Origin of the sequence: Isoptericola sp. NPDC057191 (genome assembly GCF_042670225.1) — a bacterium.
Lineage (GTDB): Bacteria > Actinomycetota > Actinomycetes > Actinomycetales > Cellulomonadaceae > Isoptericola.
In genome coordinates this window covers 1-19,098 of the sequence record NZ_JBHUWC010000066.1, presented here as the reverse complement: position 1 = coordinate 19,098, position 19,098 = coordinate 1, and the positions used below count along the sequence as shown (strand labels likewise).

Sequence of the window (19,098 nt, the reverse complement as noted above, 5' to 3'; positions counted from 1 at the left end):
GTGCTGACCTGCTCCTCGAACGAGGTTCTTGAGGAGCAGGTCAGCACGCTCGTTGCGTGCGGGGGGTCAGCCCTGGAAGGTCAGCTCTCCGACGGCGCCTGCGGAGCGGCCTGGCCGCCCTCGACCGGACGGCCGCCACGGGTGCGTCGGCGGTTGCGGTTGCGGCGACGGGCCTGCCCGCCGTCGCCGTCGCGCTCGCCGTCGCGCGGAGCGTCTCCCGAGCGCTCACCCTGGCCGGCCCGCGAGCCCTGGCCGGCCCGCGAGCCCTGGCCGGAGCGGGAGCCCTGGCCGGAGCGGGAGCCGCCGCGCGAACCGCCGTCCCGACCGCCTTCGCGACCACCGTCACGACCGCGCGGAGCGGAAGACCCGGTGCGCTTGCCGGTCTCGCCGAGGTCCTCCAGCTCCTCCGCGTCCAGGCCCGCGAGCTGCTGCTTGTCCTTCGGCAGACGGCCCTTCGTGCCCTCGGGGATGCTGAGGTCGGAGAACAGGTGCGGCGAGCTCGAGTACGTCTCGACGGGCTCCGGGAAGCCCAGGTTCAGCGTGCGGTCGATGAGCTGCCAGCGGGGGACGTCGTCCCAGTCGACGAACGTCACCGCGGTGCCCTGCTTGCCGGCACGACCGGTGCGGCCGATGCGGTGCAGGTAGGTGCGCTCGTCCTCGGGGCACTGGTAGTTCACGACGTGCGTGACGTCGTCGACGTCGATGCCTCGTGCGGCGACGTCGGTCGCGACGAGGACGTCGATGTGGCCGTGGCGGAAGGCGCGCAGCGCCTGCTCGCGCGCACCCTGCCCGAGGTCGCCGTGGATGGCTCCGGCCGCGAAGCCGCGGTCGCGCAGGTCGTCCGACACCTTCGCGGCGGTGCGCTTGGTCCGCGCGAAGACGATGGTGCGGCCACGACCCTCGGCCTGCAGCAGGCGGGCGAGCACCTCGACCTTGTCCAGCGCGTGGGCGCGGTAGACCACCTGGCGCGTGTTCTTCACGGTGGCGCCGTCGTCGTCCGGCTCGGCGGCGCGGATGTGCGTCGGCTGGGACATGTAGCGGCGGGCCATCGAGACGACCGGGCCGGGCATGGTCGCGCTGAACAGCATGGTGTGGCGCACGGCGGGCGTGCGCGACAGGATCTTCTCGACGTCGGGCAGGAAGCCGAGGTCGAGCATCTCGTCGGCCTCGTCCAGCACGACCGTGGCCGCGCGGGTGAGGTTGAGGTGGCCCTGGTTCAGCAGGTCGACCATGCGGCCGGGCGTGCCGACGACGACCTCGACACCGTTGTTCAGCATCTCGATCTGCGGCTCGTACGCGCGGCCGCCGTAGATCTGCGCGATGCGCACCGAGCGCTTCTTCGACGCGGTGGCGAGGTCGTTGGCGACCTGAACGGCGAGCTCGCGGGTCGGCGCGACGACGAGGGCCTGCGGCTTGCCGGGGGCGGGGAGCTCGTCGTAGCCGGGCTCGCCCGGGGCGACGACACGGTGCAGGAGCGGCACGCCGAACCCGAGGGTCTTGCCCGTCCCGGTCTTGGCCTGGCCGATGATGTCGTGCCCCTGGAGCGCCACCGGCAGCGTCATCGCCTGGATGGGGAAGGGGTGGGTGATGCCGGACTCGCGCAGGGCCTCGACGATCTCGGGGCGCACCCCGAAGTCGGCGAAGGAGACGTCCTGCGCCTGGATGGCGGCGGGGCTGGAGTAGTCGGGCTCGCCGGTGGCGGGAGCCGTGGGGGCCGCGGTGGCGGCGGGGTCGGTCGTGGTCACGGGTACCTTCGTCTGCTCGTCGGCGCGCACGGACCGGGCTCCCGGACGGGGCCGAAGGGCCGACGACGGGCCGCACTGTTCGGGTCGCAATGAGCGCCGAGGTGGTCGGCAGCCGATCGTGGAAGAACGTCGCTCAGGCCTCGCGGGGGTGCCGCGGGCCGCTGCGGTCGAGTCAAAGCGTGACGACCGGGCAACCGAAGTACGTTCCCATGGTACGCGACGGGGGCTGCGCGCACGGCGGTGCGGCCCCGGACACGCCGGTCGTGCCGCACGGACGCCCCTATCCTGGGCCGGTGAGCGAGCAGCGGAGCACCCCCGACCCGACCCTGACCACGCTCGTCGGGCTGGCCGGCTACACCGAGCTGGCGGCGTTCGGGCTGCTGGCGAGCCGCTCGGTGGACGCCCCCGACCTCGCCACCCGGCAGACGCTGGCCACGGCCGCAGGTGAGGCGCTGGGCCGCCAGGTCCGGCTCCTCGACCTCGTGGCGCCCGACGCCGCGACGGTCATGGCGCCCTTCGACGGCGCGCTGGCCGACTTCGACGCCCGCACGACGCCGGGGTCCTGGGCCGAGGGCCTGCTCAAGGGCGTCGTCGGCCTGGGCGTCGCGCAGGACCTCTGCCGCGAGCTCGCGGCGGGGCTGCCGGGCGGGCGGGACGCGTTCGTGCGAGCGGTCGGAGAGCCGCGACCGGACGACGCCGCCACCGCGGTGCTCGCGGGGGCAGCGTCGTCGGACGGCGTGCTCGCCGCGCGCCTGGCGCTCTGGGGCCGACGCGTCGTCGGCGAGGCGCTGGGCCTCGTGCCGGTGCTGCTGGCCGCGCACCCGCCGCTCGCCACGCTGGCGGCCGGTGCCCGGGAGGCGGAGCCCGACGGCGGGGCGTCGGTGCAGTCGTGGCTGGTCGCGCGGCTCACCGCGGAGCACACGCGCCGCATGGACCGAATCGGCCTCGCGGCCTGACGGCGCCCCCGGGGACCGCCGAGGTCAGAGGGCGCCCCCGAAGCCGACCTTGCGCTGCTCCTCGGCGCCGAGCTCCACGTACCCGATGGTCGCCGTGGGCACCAGGATGGTGCGGCCGCGCGCGTCCGTGAGCTCGAGCACGCCGCCGTCGGCGATGGCCTTCCGGACGGAGGCGGTCACGTCCTCCGCCGTCCCGGCGGCCTCGACGACCAGCTCGCGGGCCAGGTTCTGCACACCGATCGTGATCTCCACGTTGTCTCCTTCGCGAGCGGCGCCGGCCAGGCCGGCGTGCGTCTGTCGTTCCCGGTCACCCGGACGTCCCGTCGATCCTAGCCACGGCTCGGGCCAGGGACGGGCTCGCCGGCCGTTTGTCAGCGGAGGGTGAAACCGGCGGGCCCGGTGGGCGCTGCGCCGGGGTGTCGGTGGGGCATGGTCGAATCGGTCCCGTGACGTCAGCGACCCTCACCGCCCCGCGGCTCGTCCCGCCGGCGCCCGCCGACGTGCCCGAGGCCGACGTCGTGCTGGACCCCACGCAGGAGGCGGCCGTCGCGGAGGCCCTCCAGGGGCCCGCGACCCTCGTGGTCGGAGCTCCCGGCACGGGCCGCACCACGGTGGCGACGGCGGTCGCGGTCCGTGCGCTCGGCGCCGACGGCGCGGAGGACGGGCACGACGACGGCGGCTCGGCCGCGCTCGACCCGTCGCGGGTGCTGGTGCTGGCCGCGTCTCGCCGGGCCGCCGCCCGGCTGCGTGACCGGGTGACGGCGCGGGCGGGACGCACCGTCGGGGCGCCGATGGTGCGCACGGCCGCGTCCGCGGCGTTCGCGGTGTTGCGCACGCGGGCCGCGGCGCACGGGGAGCCCGCGCCCACCCTGGTCTCGGGACCGGAGCAGGACCTGGTGCTGGCCGAGCTGCTCGAGGGCCACCTGTCGGGCGAGGGCACGGACCTCGCGCTGCCGGCCGGGCTGCCCGAGGAGTCGCTGGGCCTGCGCGGGCTGCGCCAGGAGCTGCGCGACCTGCTGATGCGCGCGGCCGAGCGCGGTCTGGGCCCGGTGGACCTCGACGAGCTGGGGCGACGGCACGAGCGGCCGGAGTGGGTGCTCGCGGCGCAGCTGTACGAGGAGTACCTGGACGTCACCACGCTGCGGCTCGGCACCCCGGACTCGGGCGCCCGGTACGACCCGGCGGGTGTGATCGACGAGGCGGCGCACGCCCTCGCGGCGTGGGACGACGAGCTGCCGGGCGTGCCGCGCCCCGCCTGGGACCTGGTGGTCGTGGACGACTACCAGGAGGCGACGGTCGCCACCGCCCGCCTCCTGCACGTGCTGCGGGACGCCGGGTCGCGCCTCGTGCTGCTCGCCGACCCGGACTCCGCGGTCCAGGGCTTCCGCGGCGCGTCGCCCGGGCTGGTGGGCCGCGCGGCCGCCCCCGTGCGGCCGGGCGTCGTCGGGGCGTTCGACGCGCGCACCGTCGTCCTCGGGACGGCATGGCGCCAGCCGGAGGCCCTGCGCACGGTGACCCGTGCCGTCACGGCGCGCATCGCGACGGTCTCCGGGGCGCTGCACCGGGGCGCCGGCGCGCGGCCGGAGGACGACGTGCCCGACTCGTCCGGTCCGGACCCGTCCGGTCCCGACCCGTCCGGTCCCGACCCGGCAGCTCCGGACGACCGCGAGGCAGCTCCGGCCGGCGTGCAGGTCGCGGTGCTGGCCGGCCCGGCGCAGGAGGCGGCGTTCGTGGCGCGCGAGCTGCGCGCCGAGCACCTGCTGCACGGCACGCCGTGGGAGCGGATGGCGGTCGTCGCCCGCAGCGGCGACCGGCTGGCCTCGCTGCGGCGGGACCTCGTCGCGGCCTCGGTGCCGGTGGCGCTGCTCGGCTCCGACCTTCCTCTGCGGGACGAGCCGGCGGCGTCACCGCTGCTGGCCGCCCTGCGCGTGTGCGCCGCCGGGGGCGGCATCGAGCGGCTGCTGGCGGACGAGCTCGGAGAGCCCGCCCCCGGGGCGGACTCCGCCCTGGACGCCGAGACGGCGGTCCTGCTGCTCACCTCGCCGGTGGGCGGGCTCGACGCGGTGGCGCTGCGGCGGCTGCGGCGGGCGCTGCGAGCCGAAGAGCTGTCCGGCGGGGGCGGCCGCTCGTCCGACGCGCTGGTGGTCGAGCTGCTCGACGACCCGACGCGGGCCGAGACGCTCCCGGCCCCGCTGCGCCGCGGCCCGGCGGCGGTCGCCCGCGTCCTCGCCGCGGGTCGTGCGGCCGCCGCGGAGCCGGGCGCGACGGCGCAGACGGTGCTGTGGGCCGTGTGGGCGGCCACCGGGCTCGCGGACCGGTGGCGCGACGCGGCTCTGGCCGGTGGCCCGGCCGGCGCACGTGCCGACCGCGACCTGGACGCGGTCCTCGCCCTGTTCCGCGCGGCGGAGACGTACGTGGACCGCATGCCGGGCGCCCCCGTGGCGGCGTTCGTCGACTACCTCGCGTCGCAGGACCTTCCGGCGGACTCCCTCGCGGCGTCGGCCACCGGCGCCCACGCGGTCGAGGCGCTGACCCCGGCAGGCGCGGCGGGGCGCGAGTGGGACGTCGTCGTGGTGGTGGGGGTCCAGGACGGGGTGTGGCCGGACCTGCGGCTGCGCGACTCGCTGCTCGGGTCCCAGGCACTGGTGGAGCTGCTCGCCGGACGCTCCGACGACGCCCACGGGATGGGCCCGGAGGCCCGCCGGCAGGTGCTGGCCGACGAGCTGCGCGCGTTCGCGGTGGCGACCTCGCGCGCGTCCCGCCGCCTCGTCGTCACGGCGGTGGAGGACGCGGAGGACGCGCCGTCGGTGTTCCTCGACCTCGTGTCACCGCCTCAGGACCCGGACGGCGACGGGCACGACGCCGACGGGCCGGACCCGCGGCGGGTGACCGTGGGGCCGCCCCTCGACCTGCGCGGCGTCGTCGCCGAGGCGCGCGCCACGCTGGTCCGCGCTGCCGGGACGGACGGCGCCGACGACGCCACGCTCGACGGGCCCGCCACGGTCGCCGCCGCCCTCCTGGCCGAGCTGGCCGGCGCCGGGATCGCCGAGGCCGACCCGCGCACCTGGTACGGCGTCGCCGCGACGTCGAGCGACGCCCCGCTGTGGGGCCCGGACGACGAGGTGACGGTCTCGCCGTCGAAGGTCGAGACGGTCAGCACCTGCGCGCTGAAGTGGGCGTTCGAGTCCGCGGGCGCCACCGCACCGGACGCCACGCACCAGACCCTCGGCACGCTGGTCCACGCGATCGCCGAAGACCTCCCGAAGGCGTCCCTCACCGCGCTGCGTGCCGAGCTCGACCGACGCTGGCCCGAGCTCGCGCTGCCCGAGGGGTGGCCGGCCCGTCAGCTGCGCCGCCGGGCCGAGCAGATGATCGAGCGTCTCGCGGCGTACTACGCCGAGGCGGGCGACCCGCTGCTCGTGGAGCCGGCGTTCGAGCTCACCGTGGGCCGGGCGCGGCTGCGGGGCAAGATCGACCGGGTGGAGGACGCCGGCGACGAGGGCGTGACGGTCGCGGACCTCAAGACGGGCAGGACGGCACCCGCGCGCGCCAAGGCGACCGAGCACCCGCAGCTCGGCGCCTACCAGCTCGCGGTGACCGAGGGTGCGCTGGACCTGCCGCCGGGCACGCCCAGCGCGGGCGCCCGCCTGGTGTACGTCGGGACGCCGACCGTGGCGCCCACCCTGCGCAGCCAGCCGGCCCTGCCGGTCGAGGCGGACGGGTCGAGCTGGGCCCGGGCGCTCGTCGAGAGCGCCGCCAACACGATGGCAGCCGCCCGGTTCACCGCGCACGAGAACGACCTGTGCCCCATGTGCCCCGTGCGGCGGTCGTGCCCCGTGCAGCCCGAAGGAAGGAACGTGATCGGATGACCGGGGACGGTACGACGGGGCCGGCCGCGTCCGGGCCGCGCCGCGACGACCGCGACGACCTCGACGACGCCGCCGGGGCGTTCGCCGACGACGCGTGGGCGGCCCTCGGGGAGCCCGGGCGCGAGGCGGTGCTCGGGTTCCCGGAGCTCGCGGGGCTCGGCGGCGCGGTCGCCGCCGACCCGGACGCGGTGCTGTTCGACGACGCGGCACTGGCCGGCACGGGGACGCACGCCGACGAACCCGTCACGCCCCGGCTGTCCGCCCGCGAGATCGCGGAGCTGCTCGGACGCCCCGCGCCCACCGACGAGCAGGTGGCGGTCATCGAGGCACCGCTGGACCCCGTGCTCGTCGTCGCCGGCGCCGGCTCGGGCAAGACGGAGACGATGGCGGCCCGCGTGGTGTGGCTGATCGCCAACGAGCTGGTCGCGCCGGAGGAGGTGCTCGGCCTGACCTTCACCCGCAAGGCCGCGGCGGAGCTCACGCAGCGCGTGCAGTCGCGGCTCGCGCAGCTGGCCCGGGCGCAGGGCAGGGCGACGTCGGGCCTCGACCTGCTCGCTCGGCCCACGGTCGCCACGTACAACGCGTACGCCGCCTCCCTCGTCGCCGACCACGGGCTGCGGCTGGGCATCGAGCCGGGCTCGCGGCTGCTGGGCGAGGCCAACCAGTGGCAGCTCGCGGCGCAGGTCGTGGAGTCGTGGGCCGACGACCTCGGCACGGACCGCGCCGTGAGCACCGTCGTCGGGGCGGTGCTCGCGCTGTCGGGGGAGCTGGGGGAGCACCTGCTTGCGGTGGACGACGCGCGCGACGCGCTCGCGGACGTCGTCGCGCGCCTCGACGCGGTGCCGCTCGGGCCCCGTCAGAAGAAGCGCACCAAGGAGATCCAGGGCCTCGTCGACTCCGTCGCGGAACGGGTCCGGCTGCTCGACCTCGTCGCGGAGTACCGCCGGCGCAAGCGTGTCGCCGACGCCCTCGACTTCGGCGACCAGATCGCGTTCGCCGCCGAGCTCGCGCGGTCGGTGCCGGCGGTCGGGGCGACGGAGCGCGCCCGCTACCCGGTCGTCCTCCTCGACGAGTACCAGGACACGTCGTACGCCCAGGTGGAGCTGCTGGCCGGGCTGTTCGGCGGCGGCCACGCCGTCACCGCCGTCGGCGACCCGCACCAGTCGATCTACGGCTGGCGAGGGGCGTCGGCGTCCGGGCTGGCGCGGTTCGGCGAGCGGTTCCGCACCCGCGGCGGGGCGCCGGCGGCGGTGCGATACCTCAGCACGTCGTGGCGCAACGACGCGGCGGTGCTGGCCGCGGCGAACGTCGCCGCGGCCCCGCTGCGGGAGCGGGCGCGGTCGGTCGGCACCGGGGTGGACGTCCCGCCGCTGGACCTGCGGCCCGGTGCCGGCACGGGCACGGTGCACGCGCACGTCGCGGCCACGAGCGAGGAGGAGGCCGCCGCTGCCGCGGAGTTCGTGGCCGCCCGCTGGCGTCGCGCCACGCGTCGCGACGGCTCGGACCGGGTCACGGCCGCCGTGCTGTGCCGGGCACGGTCGCAGTTCGCGGCCGTCGAGGTCGCGCTGCGGCGCCGCGGCCTGCCGGTGGAGGTCGTCGGCCTGGGCGGGCTGCTGTCCACCCCCGAGGTCGTCGACGTCGTCGCGCTGCTGGAGGCGGTGCACGACCCCTCCCGCGGCGACTCGCTGCTGCGGCTGCTCACGGGTCCCCGGGTCGCGCTCGGCGCGGCCGACCTGCACGCGCTCGGCTCGTGGGCGGCGGACCTGGCACGCCTCGACACGGCACGGCCGGGCGCCCCGGCATCGAGCGGCCCGGCATCGGGCGGCCCGGACGGCGACGACGACGCTCCGGTCGTGATCGAGGGCGACGTGGTGGACCACCGGTCGATCGTGGACGCCCTCGACGACCTGCCCGCGCCGGGCCGGGCCGCCCGCGACGGCAGGGTCCTGTCCGCGGCGGGCCACGGGCGGCTGACGGCGTTGGCGCGGCTGCTGCGCGAGCTGCGGGGCCTCACGTACCTGTCGCTCCCCGAGCTGGTGGTCGCGGCCGAGCGCGCTCTCGGGCTCGACGTGGAGGTGGCGACGGCCCAGGTCCTCGCCGGTGCGCTCGCGCCCGAGGTGGCCGGTGCGCCCGCCGGTCTCGGTCCGGCCGCGGCGGGCGTGAGCCTGCGCGGCCGCGAGCACCTGGACGCGTTCCGCGACGTCGCGGCGAGCTTCGCGCAGTCCGCCGACGTCGCGACCCTGGGGGCGTTCCTCGCGTGGCTCGGCGTCGCGGGCGACCAGGAGCGCGGCCTCGACATGCCGGTCCGCGAGCCGGACCCGGACGCCGTGCAGGTCATCACCGCGCACGCCGCCAAGGGGCTGGAGTGGGACGTCGTGGCGGTGCCGGGCCTCGTGGACGGCATCTTCCCGAGCCAGGCGGAGTCGTCCCAGGGACGGCTGGACGGTGGCTGGCTCACCGACGTCACCTCCCTGCCGTACCACCTGCGCGGTGACGCCGCCGACCTTCCCGAGTTCACCTGGGCGGACGCGACCGACACGAAGGACCTCGCCGCGCGGCGCGACCAGTTCCGCGCGGACTCCGGCGCGCACCGCCTGGCCGAGGAGCGCCGTCTCGCGTACGTCGCGTTCACGCGCGCGCGCCGGGAGCTGTTCCTCACGGCGCACTGGTGGGGCAGCGGCAGCTCGCCGCGCCGGGTGTCGCCGTTCCTCACCGAGCTCGCCGAGGCGGGCGTCGTGGACACGCGCGGCTGGGTCGAGCCGCCCGACCCGGCAGCCGGGAACCCGCGCGACGCCGAGGAGCACGCCGCCCCGTGGCCTGCGCCCGACGCCGGTTCTCCCGGTTCCGGCCCAGGCGGTTCCGGCCCAGGCGGTTCCGGACCCGACAGTCTTGGTCCCGACGACCTCGCTCCTGACGGCTCCTCTCCCGACGGGGCGGAGCCCGCCCCCGGCCCGACACCGCGCGACCTGCTGCGCCGCACCGCCGCCCGGGTGGACGCGGCGCGGGCGTCGGGCGACGGCGCGACGACGGGCGTGCTGCGCGACGGTTCCGGCCGGGACCTGGTCGTGCTGGCCCGCACGCTGCTGACCGAGCGAGGGGAGCGGGCGTCGCGCGAGGTGGAGATGCCGGCGCACGTCTCGGCGTCGGGCCTGGTCCGGCTCGCCGGCGACCGCACGGGCTTCGCGCTCCAGCTGCGCCGACCTGTGCCGCAGGAGCCCACGGTGCACGCTCGCCGAGGCACCCGCTTCCACGAGTGGGTCGAACGGTTCTTCACGTCCTCGTCGCTGGTCGACGTCGACGACCTGCCGGGAGCCGAGGACGGCGAGATCGCCCCGGACGTCGACCTCGAGACGTTGCGGGAACGGTTCCTGGACTCGCCGTGGGCGGCCCGGGTGCCGCTCGCCGTCGAGGTCGACGTGGAGACCCCCGTCGCCGGGGTCATGCTCCGCAGCCGGATCGACGCCGTGTTCGCGGACCCGGACGGCGTGCCCTCGGAGGACGGCGCGGCGCCCGCCGTCGTCGTCGTGGACTGGAAGACGGGCCACGAGCCGCGGGACGCCGCCGCCCGCTCGGCGCGGGAGGTGCAGCTCGCGGTCTACCGGCTGGCGTGGTCGCGGTACACGGGGCTGCCGCTGGACCGGGTGTCCGCCGCGTTCGTGTACGTGGCGAGCGGCACCACCGTGCGTCCGCGCCGGCTGCTCGACGAGGCGGAGCTGGAGGCGCTGGTGCGCGGCGCCTGACCGTCACCAGCGCTGGCCGTCACCAGCGGTAGTCGAGGAACTTCCCGTCGAGGGTCACGACCACGCGGTCACCGTCGGGGTCGGGCCGGCGCTCGATGTCCACCCGGAAGTTGATGGCCGACATGATGCCGTCCCCGAACTCCTCGTGGATGAGCTCCTTCAGCGCGGGACCGTACACGGCCAGCGCCTCGCTGAAGCGGTAGATCGTCGGGTCGCTGAGCACGGCCTCGTCGCGCACGCGGTACGGCTGAAGCCGCAACGCCTCGGCGACGTCGTCGCCCAGTCCCAGCACGGTGCACGCGGCGGCCGCCTGGTCGGCGGTCATCGGATGGTTGCCCAGCAGGGCCGCCGTCGTCCAGACGAGCGGGGTGCCGAGCGCGTCGGCGACCTCCTGCCAGGTCAGCCCGGAACGCAGGCGGGCGGTCACCACCTGCTCGGCGGCGGCCGCCTTGGTCATGATCGGGTCCATCGGTCTCCTTCGGTCCAGGTCCAGGTCCAGGTCCAGGTCCAGGTCTTCGGTCCGGTCGTCCGGCAGCCTCAGCCGACCGGGGTGGCGACGCGGTCGGCGGCAGCCGGCTCGACAGGCGCGGGGCGTCCGCGCTCGGGCCGGGTGCGGTAGTGGGTGAGGTAGAGGGGCAGACCGACGAACGTCAGGCCTCCGACGAGGTTGCCGAGCACGGTGGGCAGCTCGTTCCACACGAGGTAGTCCGCGACCGTGAAGTCGCCGCCGAGCAGGAGCCCCGACGGGAAGAGGAACATGTTCACCACGGAGTGCTCGAAGCCCAGGTAGAAGAACAGGAAGACCGGCATCCACATCACGACGGCCTTGCTGATCGTGTCCTTCGACATGAGGAACGCGACGACGCCGGTGGACACCATCCAGTTGCACAGCACGCCGCGCACGAACAGGGTGAGCATGCCCGCGGCGCCGTGGTCGGCGTACCCGACGGTGCGGCTCTCCCCGATGTGGCCGATCGCCTGGCCCACCTCGTTCGGCGCCACGGAGAAGCCGTAGGTGAACGTGATCGCCATGAGCACGGCCACCGTGAAGGCTCCGGCGAAGTTGCCGCAGAACACGAGCCCCCAGTTGCGCCACACGCCGCCCCAGGTGGCGCCGGGCCGTCGGGCGATGACGGCGAACGGGACCAGCGTGAACACCCCGGTGAGCAGGTCGAAGCCCATCAGGTACAGCATGATGAAGCCGATCGGGAAGAAGACGGCCCCGAGCAGCGGGTTGCCGGTGTTCGTCGAGACGGTCACCGCCATCGCGGCAGCCAGCGCCAGGATCGCGCCACCCATGAACGAGCGGATGAGGGTGTCCCGGGTGGACATGAACAGCTTCTTCTCACCCGTGGCGATCATCTGCGAGACGAAGTCCTGCGGCATCACGTACGACATGGCGGCCCCTTCGGCGGGAGTGGTGGCGCTTGCGTGCCGCCGAGTCTGTCCGTCGCACGTTGTGGCCACGTCGCCGCCGCGTTGAGGTCGTGTTTCGGTCCGGCCGAAGCCCATGAGCCCCACGTTTCCGCGACCTCGCAGGCCCGCCTGCCGCGTCGTGAGGCCCGCGGGCCGGGCTCAGGCGGGAGCGTCCTCGCGGGTCGCCTCGTCGAGGTCCGCCAGCATCGCCTCGGCGTCGGCGACGACGTCGGGCAGCCCGCGGCGCACGCCGTGCAGCAGCCAGCGGGCGAGGGCCAGCTCGCCCACGAGCAGCGCGCGGTCGACGAGGCGCGCGTCGTGCAGCTCGGTGCGGCGCAGCTGGTACGCCTCCATGATCGAGTCCACGGCGTCGGGCGGGGCGGCCACGAGCAGCCAGGCGAGATCGTCGGCCGGGTCGGCGACACGGGCGTCGGACCAGCCGCTGATCGCGGTGACCCGGCCGCCGGTGACCAGCATCTGGTCCGTGGCGAGGTCGCCGTGCACGACGACGGGCTGGAACCGCCACAGGGCGACGTCCTCGAGCGCAGCCTCCCAGCGTCGCAGGAGCGTGGGCGGCACGAGGCCGGTCGCGGCCGCCTCGTCGAGCTCCACGAGGCGCCGCTCGCGATACTCGGTCGCGGTGTAGGACGGCAGCCCGCAGGACTCGACGACCGACGCGGGCAGCTCGTGCACCGCGGCGAGCGTGCGGCCGAGATCGGCGGCGAGGCCCGGTCCGGGGCGCAGGGCCTCCAGGTCGAGCGCGGTACCGGTCACGTGCCGGTGCACGACGGCACGCCCGCCCTCCGGCAGCAGCGCGAAGCCCGCGACCTGCGGCACGGTGAACGGCAGCACGCCGGCGTCCACGTACAGGTGCAGCGCCTCGAGCAGCTCCGTCTCGGCCTCGAGCGCGGCACCGGCCATCGTGGTGCGAGGCGCGCGCACGAGCCAGTCGACGCCGTCGTCGGCGGTGACGACGGCGACGTCGTAGTCGCCCGGGAGCTCCTCGGGGCGGACCGAACGAGCGTCCAGGCCCGGGACGGCGGCCGTCGCGAGGGCGGCGAGGGCGAGCGGACTGCGTGGCACCCGCCCACCGTAGACGTTGGCGGGGCCTGCCCGGGCGCACCGCGGCGCGCGTGTCCGCCGGCGTCGTCGGCGGGGCCGCGGCCGGGCGGCATCACCTCGGCAGCAGGGCGGCGGGTACGGTCGGGGCGTGACGGCTCCGTTCCCCCTCCCCGACCTCAGCTACACCCGCGCCACCCACGACCGCGCCTCGGAGCGCCGGGTGGAACGCGGGCTGCTGCCTCGCCTGCTCGCCGACCCCGCGTCCCGGGTCCTGCTGGTGCTGCGCGGCCGGGTGGCGGTCGACACCGCGGGCGACGTGCTGCTCGTCGACCCGTCGGCCGTGGCCGGGCTGCCCGCCGAGCCCGAGCGGGCCGACCGCCCCGACGCGCAGGTGCCCGGGCACCGCTGGCTGTTCCTCGGCGAGGAGGACGGGGCGGGGCTGCTCGCCCTCGTGCTCCCGGACGAGGCGGACGCCGACGCCGTCGGGATCGAGGGCGTGTCCCCGGCCTCGCCTGCCACGCGACTGGCCCGCGAGCACAGGTGGGCGGGCCTGCGCGAGGTCGGCGGACGGCGCCGCGACGCGCTCGCGTCCGAGGCGGTCGCCCTGGCCGCCTGGCACGCGTCGCACGAGCGGTGCCCGCGCTGCGGGGAGCCGACCCTCGTCGAGCAGGCAGGCTGGGTCCGGCGCTGCCCGGCGCAGGACGTGGAGATCTACCCGCGCACCGACCCGGCCGTGATCATGGCGGTGGTGGACGACGCGGACCGGCTGCTCCTGGGGCACGCGGCGCACTGGCCGGAGGGCCGGTTCTCGACCCTCGCGGGCTACGTCGAGCCGGGCGAGGGGCTCGAGCAGGCGGTGCGCCGTGAGGTCGCCGAGGAGACGTCGGTCGTGATCGGCGTCGCGCCGGGCGACGTCGTGTACCGGGGGAGCCAGCCGTGGCCGTTCCCGGCCTCGCTCATGCTGGGGTTCCGGGCGCGGGCGACCTCCACCGACGTCCAGGTGGACGGCGCGGAGGTGACGGCCGCGCGGTGGTTCACGCGCGAGGAGCTGGCCGCAGGCGTGCAGGCCGGAGAGGTGGGCCTGCCGGGTCGCCCGTCCATCGCGCGCGCCCTCGTCGAGGAGTGGTATGGCGCCGAGCTGCCGGGCTGACTGCCGGCCGGCTGCCGGGCCTACTGCCGGCTGAGCGGCAGGGTCGGCTCAGGCCGCGAGGCGCGCCCGCACGTCGTTCAGCGACGGGTTCGTCGCGGCGGACCCGTCGGGGAAGACGACGGTCGGGACGGTGCGGTTGCCGCCGTTGACCTGCTCGACGAACTCCGCCGTCTCGGGCTGGTCCTCGATGTCGACGACCGTGTAGCCGATGCCCTCGGAGTCCAGCTGGGTGCGCAGGCGGCGGCAGTAGCCGCACCACGCGGTCGAGTACATCGTGACGGTGCCCGGCTCGGGGAGCTGCGGCGCGGCGTCGGTCATCGGGTCCTCCTGGGTCTGGTGGCGGCCGCGCCTGGGGACGACGGTCGCGGCGTGTGGGCGACGGCTGCGAGAATCGCAGACGATGTCGACAGCCACCAACTCCTCGGACGCCCTCGTTCATCCCGACGCGATCCTCGACGCCCTCGACCCCGAGCAGCGGGACGTGGCGCTCGCCCTCGCCGGCCCGGTGTGCGTCCTCGCGGGCGCGGGCACGGGCAAGACGCGCGCGATCACGCACCGCATCGCGTACGGCGTCCGTTCCGGGGCCTACAAGCCGACGTCCGTCCTCGCGGTGACGTTCACGGCCCGCGCCGCGGGGGAGATGCGTACCCGCCTGCGCGACCTCGGGGTGGCCGGCGTCCAGGCGCGCACGTTCCACGCGGCCGCGCTGCGCCAGCTCGGGTACTTCTGGCCGCGCGTCGTGGGCGGTGCGCCGCCGCGGATCCTCGAGCACAAGGCGCCTGCCGTCGCGGAGGCGGCACGCCGCGTCGGCGTGAGCGTCGACCGCGTCGCCGTCCGTGACCTGTCGTCCGAGGTGGAGTGGGCCAAGGTCTCGCTGGTGACGGCGGAGGACTACGTGCGCGCCGCGGCGGCGGACGACCGGCCCGCGCCGTCGGGCTACGACCACCAGACGGTCGCGCGCCTCATCACGGCCTACGAGGACGTCAAGACGGAGCGGGGCGTCATCGACTTCGAGGACGTCCTGCTCATGCTCGCGGACATGCTGAACTCGCACCGCCAGGTGGCCGACGAGGTGCGGTCCCAGTACCGGCACTTCGTCGTCGACGAGTACCAGGACGTCTCGCCGCTGCAGCAGTTCCTGCTCGACCAGTGGCTGGGCGGCCGCAAGGAGCTGTGCGTCGTCGGTGACCCGTCGCAGACGATCTACTCCTTCACCGGGGCGACGCCGCACTACCTGCTCGACTTCACGCGCACCTACACGGACGCCCAGGTCGTGCGCCTGGTGCGCGACTACCGGTCCACGCCGCAGGTCGTGCACCTCGCCAACCAGGTGCTCCGCCGCGGCCGCGTGCCGGGCGCGCTCGAGCTCGTCGCGCAGCGGCCACCGGGGCCGCCCGCGAGCTTCACGACGTACGACGACGACGACGCCGAGGCCACCGGCATCGCCGCCCGCGCCGGCCGCCTCATCGCGTCGGGCGTGCGGCCCAGCGAGATCGCCGTGCTGTACCGGACCAACGCGCAGTCGGCGGCGTTCGAGTCGGCCCTCGCCGACGCGGGCATCAGCTACCTCGTGCGCGGCGGCGAGCGGTTCTTCCAGCGCAAGGAGGTCCGCGACGCGATCGTGCTGCTGCGCGGCGCCGCCCGGTCGGCGGACCCGGACCAGCCGATGCCGGAGCAGGTGCGCGACGTGCTGACCTCGGCGGGCTGGTCGGAGCAGCCGCCCGCCGCCCGTGGGGCGACGCGGGAACGGTGGGAGGCGATGCAGGCGCTCGTCGGTCTGGCGGACGACGTCGCGGCCGCCGCGCCCGAGGACACCCCGGCCACGATGGCGACGCTCGTCGGAGAGCTGGAGGAACGTGCGTCGGCGCAGCACGCCCCGACGGTCGAGGGCGTCACCCTGGCCTCGCTGCACGCGGCGAAGGGCCTCGAGTGGGACGCCGTCTTCCTCGCCGGCGTCAGCGAGGGCCTCATGCCGATCTCCCTCGCCGAGACGGACGAGGCGGTGGCCGAGGAGCGCCGGCTGCTCTACGTGGGCGTGACGCGGGCGCGCGAGCACCTCGAGCTGTCGTTCGCGCGGTCCCGGAACCCGGGCGGCCGAGCGACGCGCAAGCGCACGCGCTTCCTCGACGGGCTGTGGCCGGACGACCCGTCCTCGCGCGGACGCACCCGGACGGCGCGGGGGCAGGCGCGGGAGCGGCTCACCGGAGAGCACGACGTCGCCTTGTTCGACGCGCTGCGGGAGTGGCGGCTGTCGGTGGCGCGCGAGATCGACAAGCCGGCGTTCACGGTGCTGGGCGACGCGACGCTCGCCGCGATCGCGGAGCTCAAGCCGACGTCCGTGGCACAGCTGGCCCGCGTCAACGGCGTCGGCCCGGCGAAGATCGACCGGTACGGGCAGACGATCCTGGCGATCGTCGCGGACGCGAACGGCTAGATCACGCGGCGGACGGGCGGTCCGGAGGCCTGCCGGGACCGCCCCGGGAAACTGGTCCGAGAAATTCCTTAAAAAAGATGTGGCGGTCGCGGCCCGGCCGTCTATGCTCGGAGAGTCCCAGACGGAAGTGGCGTCTGCCGAGAGGCGGATCGTCCGAGAAGAGTGAGGAGGTGGGTGCACAAGATGGACACGATGATTCAGATCGTGATGGCGAACGCGTCTGTTGGCGCGCCGGGGTACAAGTCTGCCTTTGGCGAGCTCAGCGCTGTCCGCCCGTTCCGTGCGCGGAAGCACGGAGCAGGCCTCGCCGATCTCCACATCGCACCCGACTCCGCCCCCTGGAGCTGTCCGGTCTAGCCACCGGTCCAGGCCGCGGAGTCCCCCCGGGACCCGCGGCTTTCGTCTTTCCGCCCAGGGAAGAAGACCTCACCAGGTCGATCGAGCCGGCCCCCTGACGCCAGGGGTCCACCCGCAGGTCCTGAACACCGACGTTCACATCACCCATGGACCTGACGGAGGAACTCGTGCGTCTCGCACAGCTGTTGGACGAGCGGCTGCTCGACACGATCCCCCAGGGCGGCTCCGGCCCCTGGACCCCGCATCAACCCCTCACCCAGAGCCCGGCCGAGGTGGCCGAGCTCGACCGCCAGTTCGCGGCGCTCCTGCCCTGTCGCACGGGCGACCCCGAGCTGTGGTTCGCCGAGCACACCACCCAGGTCGAGGAGGCCAAGGCGCTCTGCCGCGCCTGCCCGCTGCAGGCCGGCTGCCTCGCCGGCGCCCTCGAGCGTCAGGAGCCGTGGGGCGTGTGGGGTGGTGAGGTCTTCGTCGACGGAAAGGTCGTCGCCCGCAAGCGTGGTCGCGGCCGGCCCCGGAAGTCGGAGACCGTCGCAGCATGACGCCTGGCGCCCGGGATCCCCGGAGCGCTGAGCACACGGGCCTCCGGCGAGACCCGAGGAAGTGCGTCCGCACCACGTGCGGCCGGCCTTCCTCGATCTCGCCGGGGGCCCGTCGTCATTCCCGCGCCCGCGCAGGCAGGCGCGTGCAGCCGCAGCCGGCGTGCGGCGCGACCTCGCGCGCCCGGGGCATCGCCTCCGGGAGAGCCACCTCCAGCACGCGCCCGACCGCGGCGGGGGCGGCGCCGTCGAGCAGGGCCAGCACCTGCCCGGCGGCGAGAGCGGCCGCCGACGCTGCGAGCGTGGTCTCGTGGGCGACGTCCCACGACGGCCGGCGGCCCAGGTCGGCGACCACGTGCGGCCAGGCCCGGTCCGCGTCGGCCGCGTGCCGGTCGACGCACCCCACGCAGGCCGACCGCCCGGGCAGCACGAGCGGGCCGACGAGGACGTCCGCCTCGCGGACCACGACCGGCAGGTGCGGGACGGCGGTGCCCAGGAGGCGCTCGTAGCGCTCCGGGCGCACGGCGTGCGACTCGACCACGACGACGACGTCGGGCGGTCCGGCGTCGGGCAGCGCCGTCCCCACCCGGAGATCGGGGTGCCGGCCCGCCAGGAGGGCGGACGCCGCCTCCTCGCGCGGCCGGCCGACGTCGGCCCGGGAGTACCCGCCGAGGCCCAGGTCGCCGACGTGCACGGGGGCGCGGTCATCGAGCACGAGCGTCCCGACCCCGGCGGTCGCCAGGAGCTCCGCCAGCACGGCACCGAGACGCCCCAGGCCGTGCAGGCCGACGCTGCGACCCTGGCGTCGCGCGAGCGTGGCCGCCCCGGACCCGTCGGGCCGCAGCGCACCCAGCACCGCGACGTCGGGCGACCATGCGGCGGAGGTCGAGGTCGGACCGCCGGCGGGAGCAGGGACGAGGAACCCGCCGTCCGTCAGCGCGCCCACGATCTGCGTCCGGCGTGCGGAGGTGACGCCCCAGTACCGGGCGCTGCGGTCCAGCGAGCGATGGTGCCGGGACCCGAGGTCGCGCAACCAGCGGGACTCGTGCTCGGCCAGGCCGGACAGCACCAGGCTCCACCGCGGGTCGGTGCCGAGCTGGACCTCGCCCTCGCCGTGGTCGAGCACGGGCGTCGCGGGGCGTAGCGCCAGCGGGGGGCTGGTCGCGCTCTCCGGGGGCTCGCCGTCTGCCATGCGGTCACCCTGACACGTGCCGCGGGCGCTCTCGGCGGGCCGTCCACAGGCCTTCCGGGGCAGGTGAGGCGTGTTCTGCCGCCCCAACGGCACGATTCCCCGGTACGGTCGGTTCCGTGGCCCACGACACGATGACGTCGGTGGAGGTCCGGCGCAGCCGCCGGCGGACCGCCACGGTGAGCGCCTACCGCGACGGAGAGCGTACCGTCGTGGCCATTCCCGCGCGCTTCTCCCGCGCGCAGGAGCGCGAGTGGGTGGCGAAGATGCTCGCCCGGCTCGAGGACAAGGAGCGGCGCCGCCGCCCGTCCGACGCCCAGCTCGTGGAGCGGGCGCACGAGCTGTCCGAACGGTATCTCGGCGGCCGGGCCCGGCCCACCAGCGTGTCGTGGTCGCCGCAGCAGGGTCGCCGCTGGGGCTCGTGCACGCTCGTCGACGGCTCGATCCGCATCTCGACCCGGGTGCAGGGGATGCCCGAGTGGGTGCTCGACTACGTGCTGCTGCACGAGCTGGCGCACCTGCTCCACGCGGGCCACGGGCCCGCTTTCTGGCAGCTCCTGGAGGCCTACCCGCGCACCGAGCGCGCTCGCGGCTTCCTCGAGGGGGTGTCCTTCGTCCAGGACGAAGTCGGCGCGTGCCAGGAG

General features: G+C 75.8%; 14 protein-coding genes. 7 read left to right on the top strand and 7 right to left on the bottom strand.

What is annotated here, in order from left to right:
• Window positions 1-80 precede the first annotated feature (80 nt).
• Window positions 81-1,745: a DEAD/DEAH box helicase gene (locus tag ACFT55_RS10535; protein WP_380243777.1), complete on the bottom strand. Its 1,665-nt coding sequence runs from the start codon at window positions 1,743-1,745 to the stop codon at window positions 81-83.
• A 293-nt stretch (window positions 1,746-2,038) separates the two neighbouring features.
• Between ACFT55_RS10535 and ACFT55_RS10530 the strand changes: the two genes are divergently transcribed.
• Window positions 2,039-2,701 carry a ferritin-like fold-containing protein gene (locus ACFT55_RS10530; protein ID WP_380243776.1) on the top strand — a complete coding sequence of 221 codons (663 nt, stop codon included), beginning with the start codon at window positions 2,039-2,041 and terminating at the stop codon, window positions 2,699-2,701.
• A gap of 24 nt (window positions 2,702-2,725) precedes the next feature.
• Here the strand turns inward: ACFT55_RS10530 and ACFT55_RS10525 are convergent, their stop codons facing one another.
• Window positions 2,726-2,953, bottom strand: a complete 228-nt coding sequence (locus ACFT55_RS10525; RefSeq protein WP_380243775.1) for a DUF3107 domain-containing protein — start codon at window positions 2,951-2,953, stop codon at window positions 2,726-2,728.
• 194 nt (window positions 2,954-3,147) lie between these two features.
• Between ACFT55_RS10525 and ACFT55_RS10520 the strand changes: the two genes are divergently transcribed.
• Window positions 3,148-6,570, top strand: a complete 3,423-nt coding sequence (locus ACFT55_RS10520) for a PD-(D/E)XK nuclease family protein (protein ID WP_380243774.1) — start codon at window positions 3,148-3,150, stop codon at window positions 6,568-6,570.
• Complete coding sequence (locus ACFT55_RS10515) at window positions 6,567-10,310, top strand: UvrD-helicase domain-containing protein (protein ID WP_380243773.1); 3,744 nt, start codon at window positions 6,567-6,569, stop codon at window positions 10,308-10,310. Before ACFT55_RS10520 ends, ACFT55_RS10515 begins: the two co-directional genes overlap by 4 nt.
• Window positions 10,311-10,329: 19 nt before the next feature.
• On the opposite strand, the gene cynS is transcribed toward ACFT55_RS10515, so the two are convergent.
• From cynS to ACFT55_RS10500, 3 genes are all read right to left on the bottom strand, one after another.
• Window positions 10,330-10,779, bottom strand: a complete 450-nt coding sequence (gene cynS / locus ACFT55_RS10510) for a cyanase (RefSeq protein ID WP_380243772.1) — start codon at window positions 10,777-10,779, stop codon at window positions 10,330-10,332.
• A 68-nt stretch (window positions 10,780-10,847) separates the two neighbouring features.
• A complete protein-coding gene (locus ACFT55_RS10505; RefSeq protein ID WP_380243771.1) occupies window positions 10,848-11,708 on the bottom strand; it encodes a formate/nitrite transporter family protein in 861 nt (286 codons plus the stop codon).
• Window positions 11,709-11,885: 177 nt separating this feature from the next.
• A complete protein-coding gene (locus tag ACFT55_RS10500; RefSeq protein WP_380243770.1) occupies window positions 11,886-12,809 on the bottom strand; it encodes a macrolide 2'-phosphotransferase in 924 nt (307 codons plus the stop codon).
• A gap of 127 nt (window positions 12,810-12,936) precedes the next feature.
• Between ACFT55_RS10500 and nudC the strand changes: the two genes are divergently transcribed.
• A complete protein-coding gene (gene nudC / locus ACFT55_RS10495) occupies window positions 12,937-13,938 on the top strand; it encodes an NAD(+) diphosphatase (RefSeq protein WP_380243769.1) in 1,002 nt (333 codons plus the stop codon).
• A gap of 48 nt (window positions 13,939-13,986) precedes the next feature.
• Here the strand turns inward: nudC and ACFT55_RS10490 are convergent, their stop codons facing one another.
• A complete protein-coding gene (locus ACFT55_RS10490) occupies window positions 13,987-14,256 on the bottom strand; it encodes a mycoredoxin (protein WP_380243768.1) in 270 nt (89 codons plus the stop codon).
• 82 nt (window positions 14,257-14,338) lie between these two features.
• Between ACFT55_RS10490 and ACFT55_RS10485 the strand changes: the two genes are divergently transcribed.
• A complete protein-coding gene (locus tag ACFT55_RS10485) occupies window positions 14,339-16,372 on the top strand; it encodes an ATP-dependent helicase (RefSeq protein ID WP_380243767.1) in 2,034 nt (677 codons plus the stop codon).
• A gap of 524 nt (window positions 16,373-16,896) precedes the next feature.
• Complete coding sequence (locus tag ACFT55_RS10480) at window positions 16,897-17,268, top strand: WhiB family transcriptional regulator (protein ID WP_380243766.1); 372 nt, start codon at window positions 16,897-16,899, stop codon at window positions 17,266-17,268.
• A 115-nt stretch (window positions 17,269-17,383) separates the two neighbouring features.
• Here ACFT55_RS10480 and ACFT55_RS10475 read toward each other — a convergent pair whose 3' ends face one another.
• A complete protein-coding gene (locus ACFT55_RS10475; RefSeq protein ID WP_380243765.1) occupies window positions 17,384-18,457 on the bottom strand; it encodes a ThiF family adenylyltransferase in 1,074 nt (357 codons plus the stop codon).
• A 131-nt stretch (window positions 18,458-18,588) separates the two neighbouring features.
• Here ACFT55_RS10475 and ACFT55_RS10470 point away from each other — a divergent pair.
• Window positions 18,589-19,098 (top strand): M48 family metallopeptidase (locus tag ACFT55_RS10470; protein WP_380243778.1); only part of this gene is annotated, 510 nt, incomplete at its 3' end.

Coding starts and splice junctions, on each gene's coding strand:
- ACFT55_RS10475 (WP_380243765.1), bottom strand. CDS start 18,457: ATGGCAGACGGCGAGCCCCCGGAGAGCGCGACCAGCCCCCCGCTGGCG.
- ACFT55_RS10490 (WP_380243768.1), bottom strand. CDS start 14,256: ATGACCGACGCCGCGCCGCAGCTCCCCGAGCCGGGCACCGTCACGATG.
- ACFT55_RS10485 (WP_380243767.1), top strand. CDS start 14,339: ATGTCGACAGCCACCAACTCCTCGGACGCCCTCGTTCATCCCGACGCG.
- cynS (WP_380243772.1), bottom strand. CDS start 10,779: ATGGACCCGATCATGACCAAGGCGGCCGCCGCCGAGCAGGTGGTGACC.
- ACFT55_RS10505 (WP_380243771.1), bottom strand. CDS start 11,708: ATGTCGTACGTGATGCCGCAGGACTTCGTCTCGCAGATGATCGCCACG.
- ACFT55_RS10515 (WP_380243773.1), top strand. CDS start 6,567: ATGACCGGGGACGGTACGACGGGGCCGGCCGCGTCCGGGCCGCGCCGC.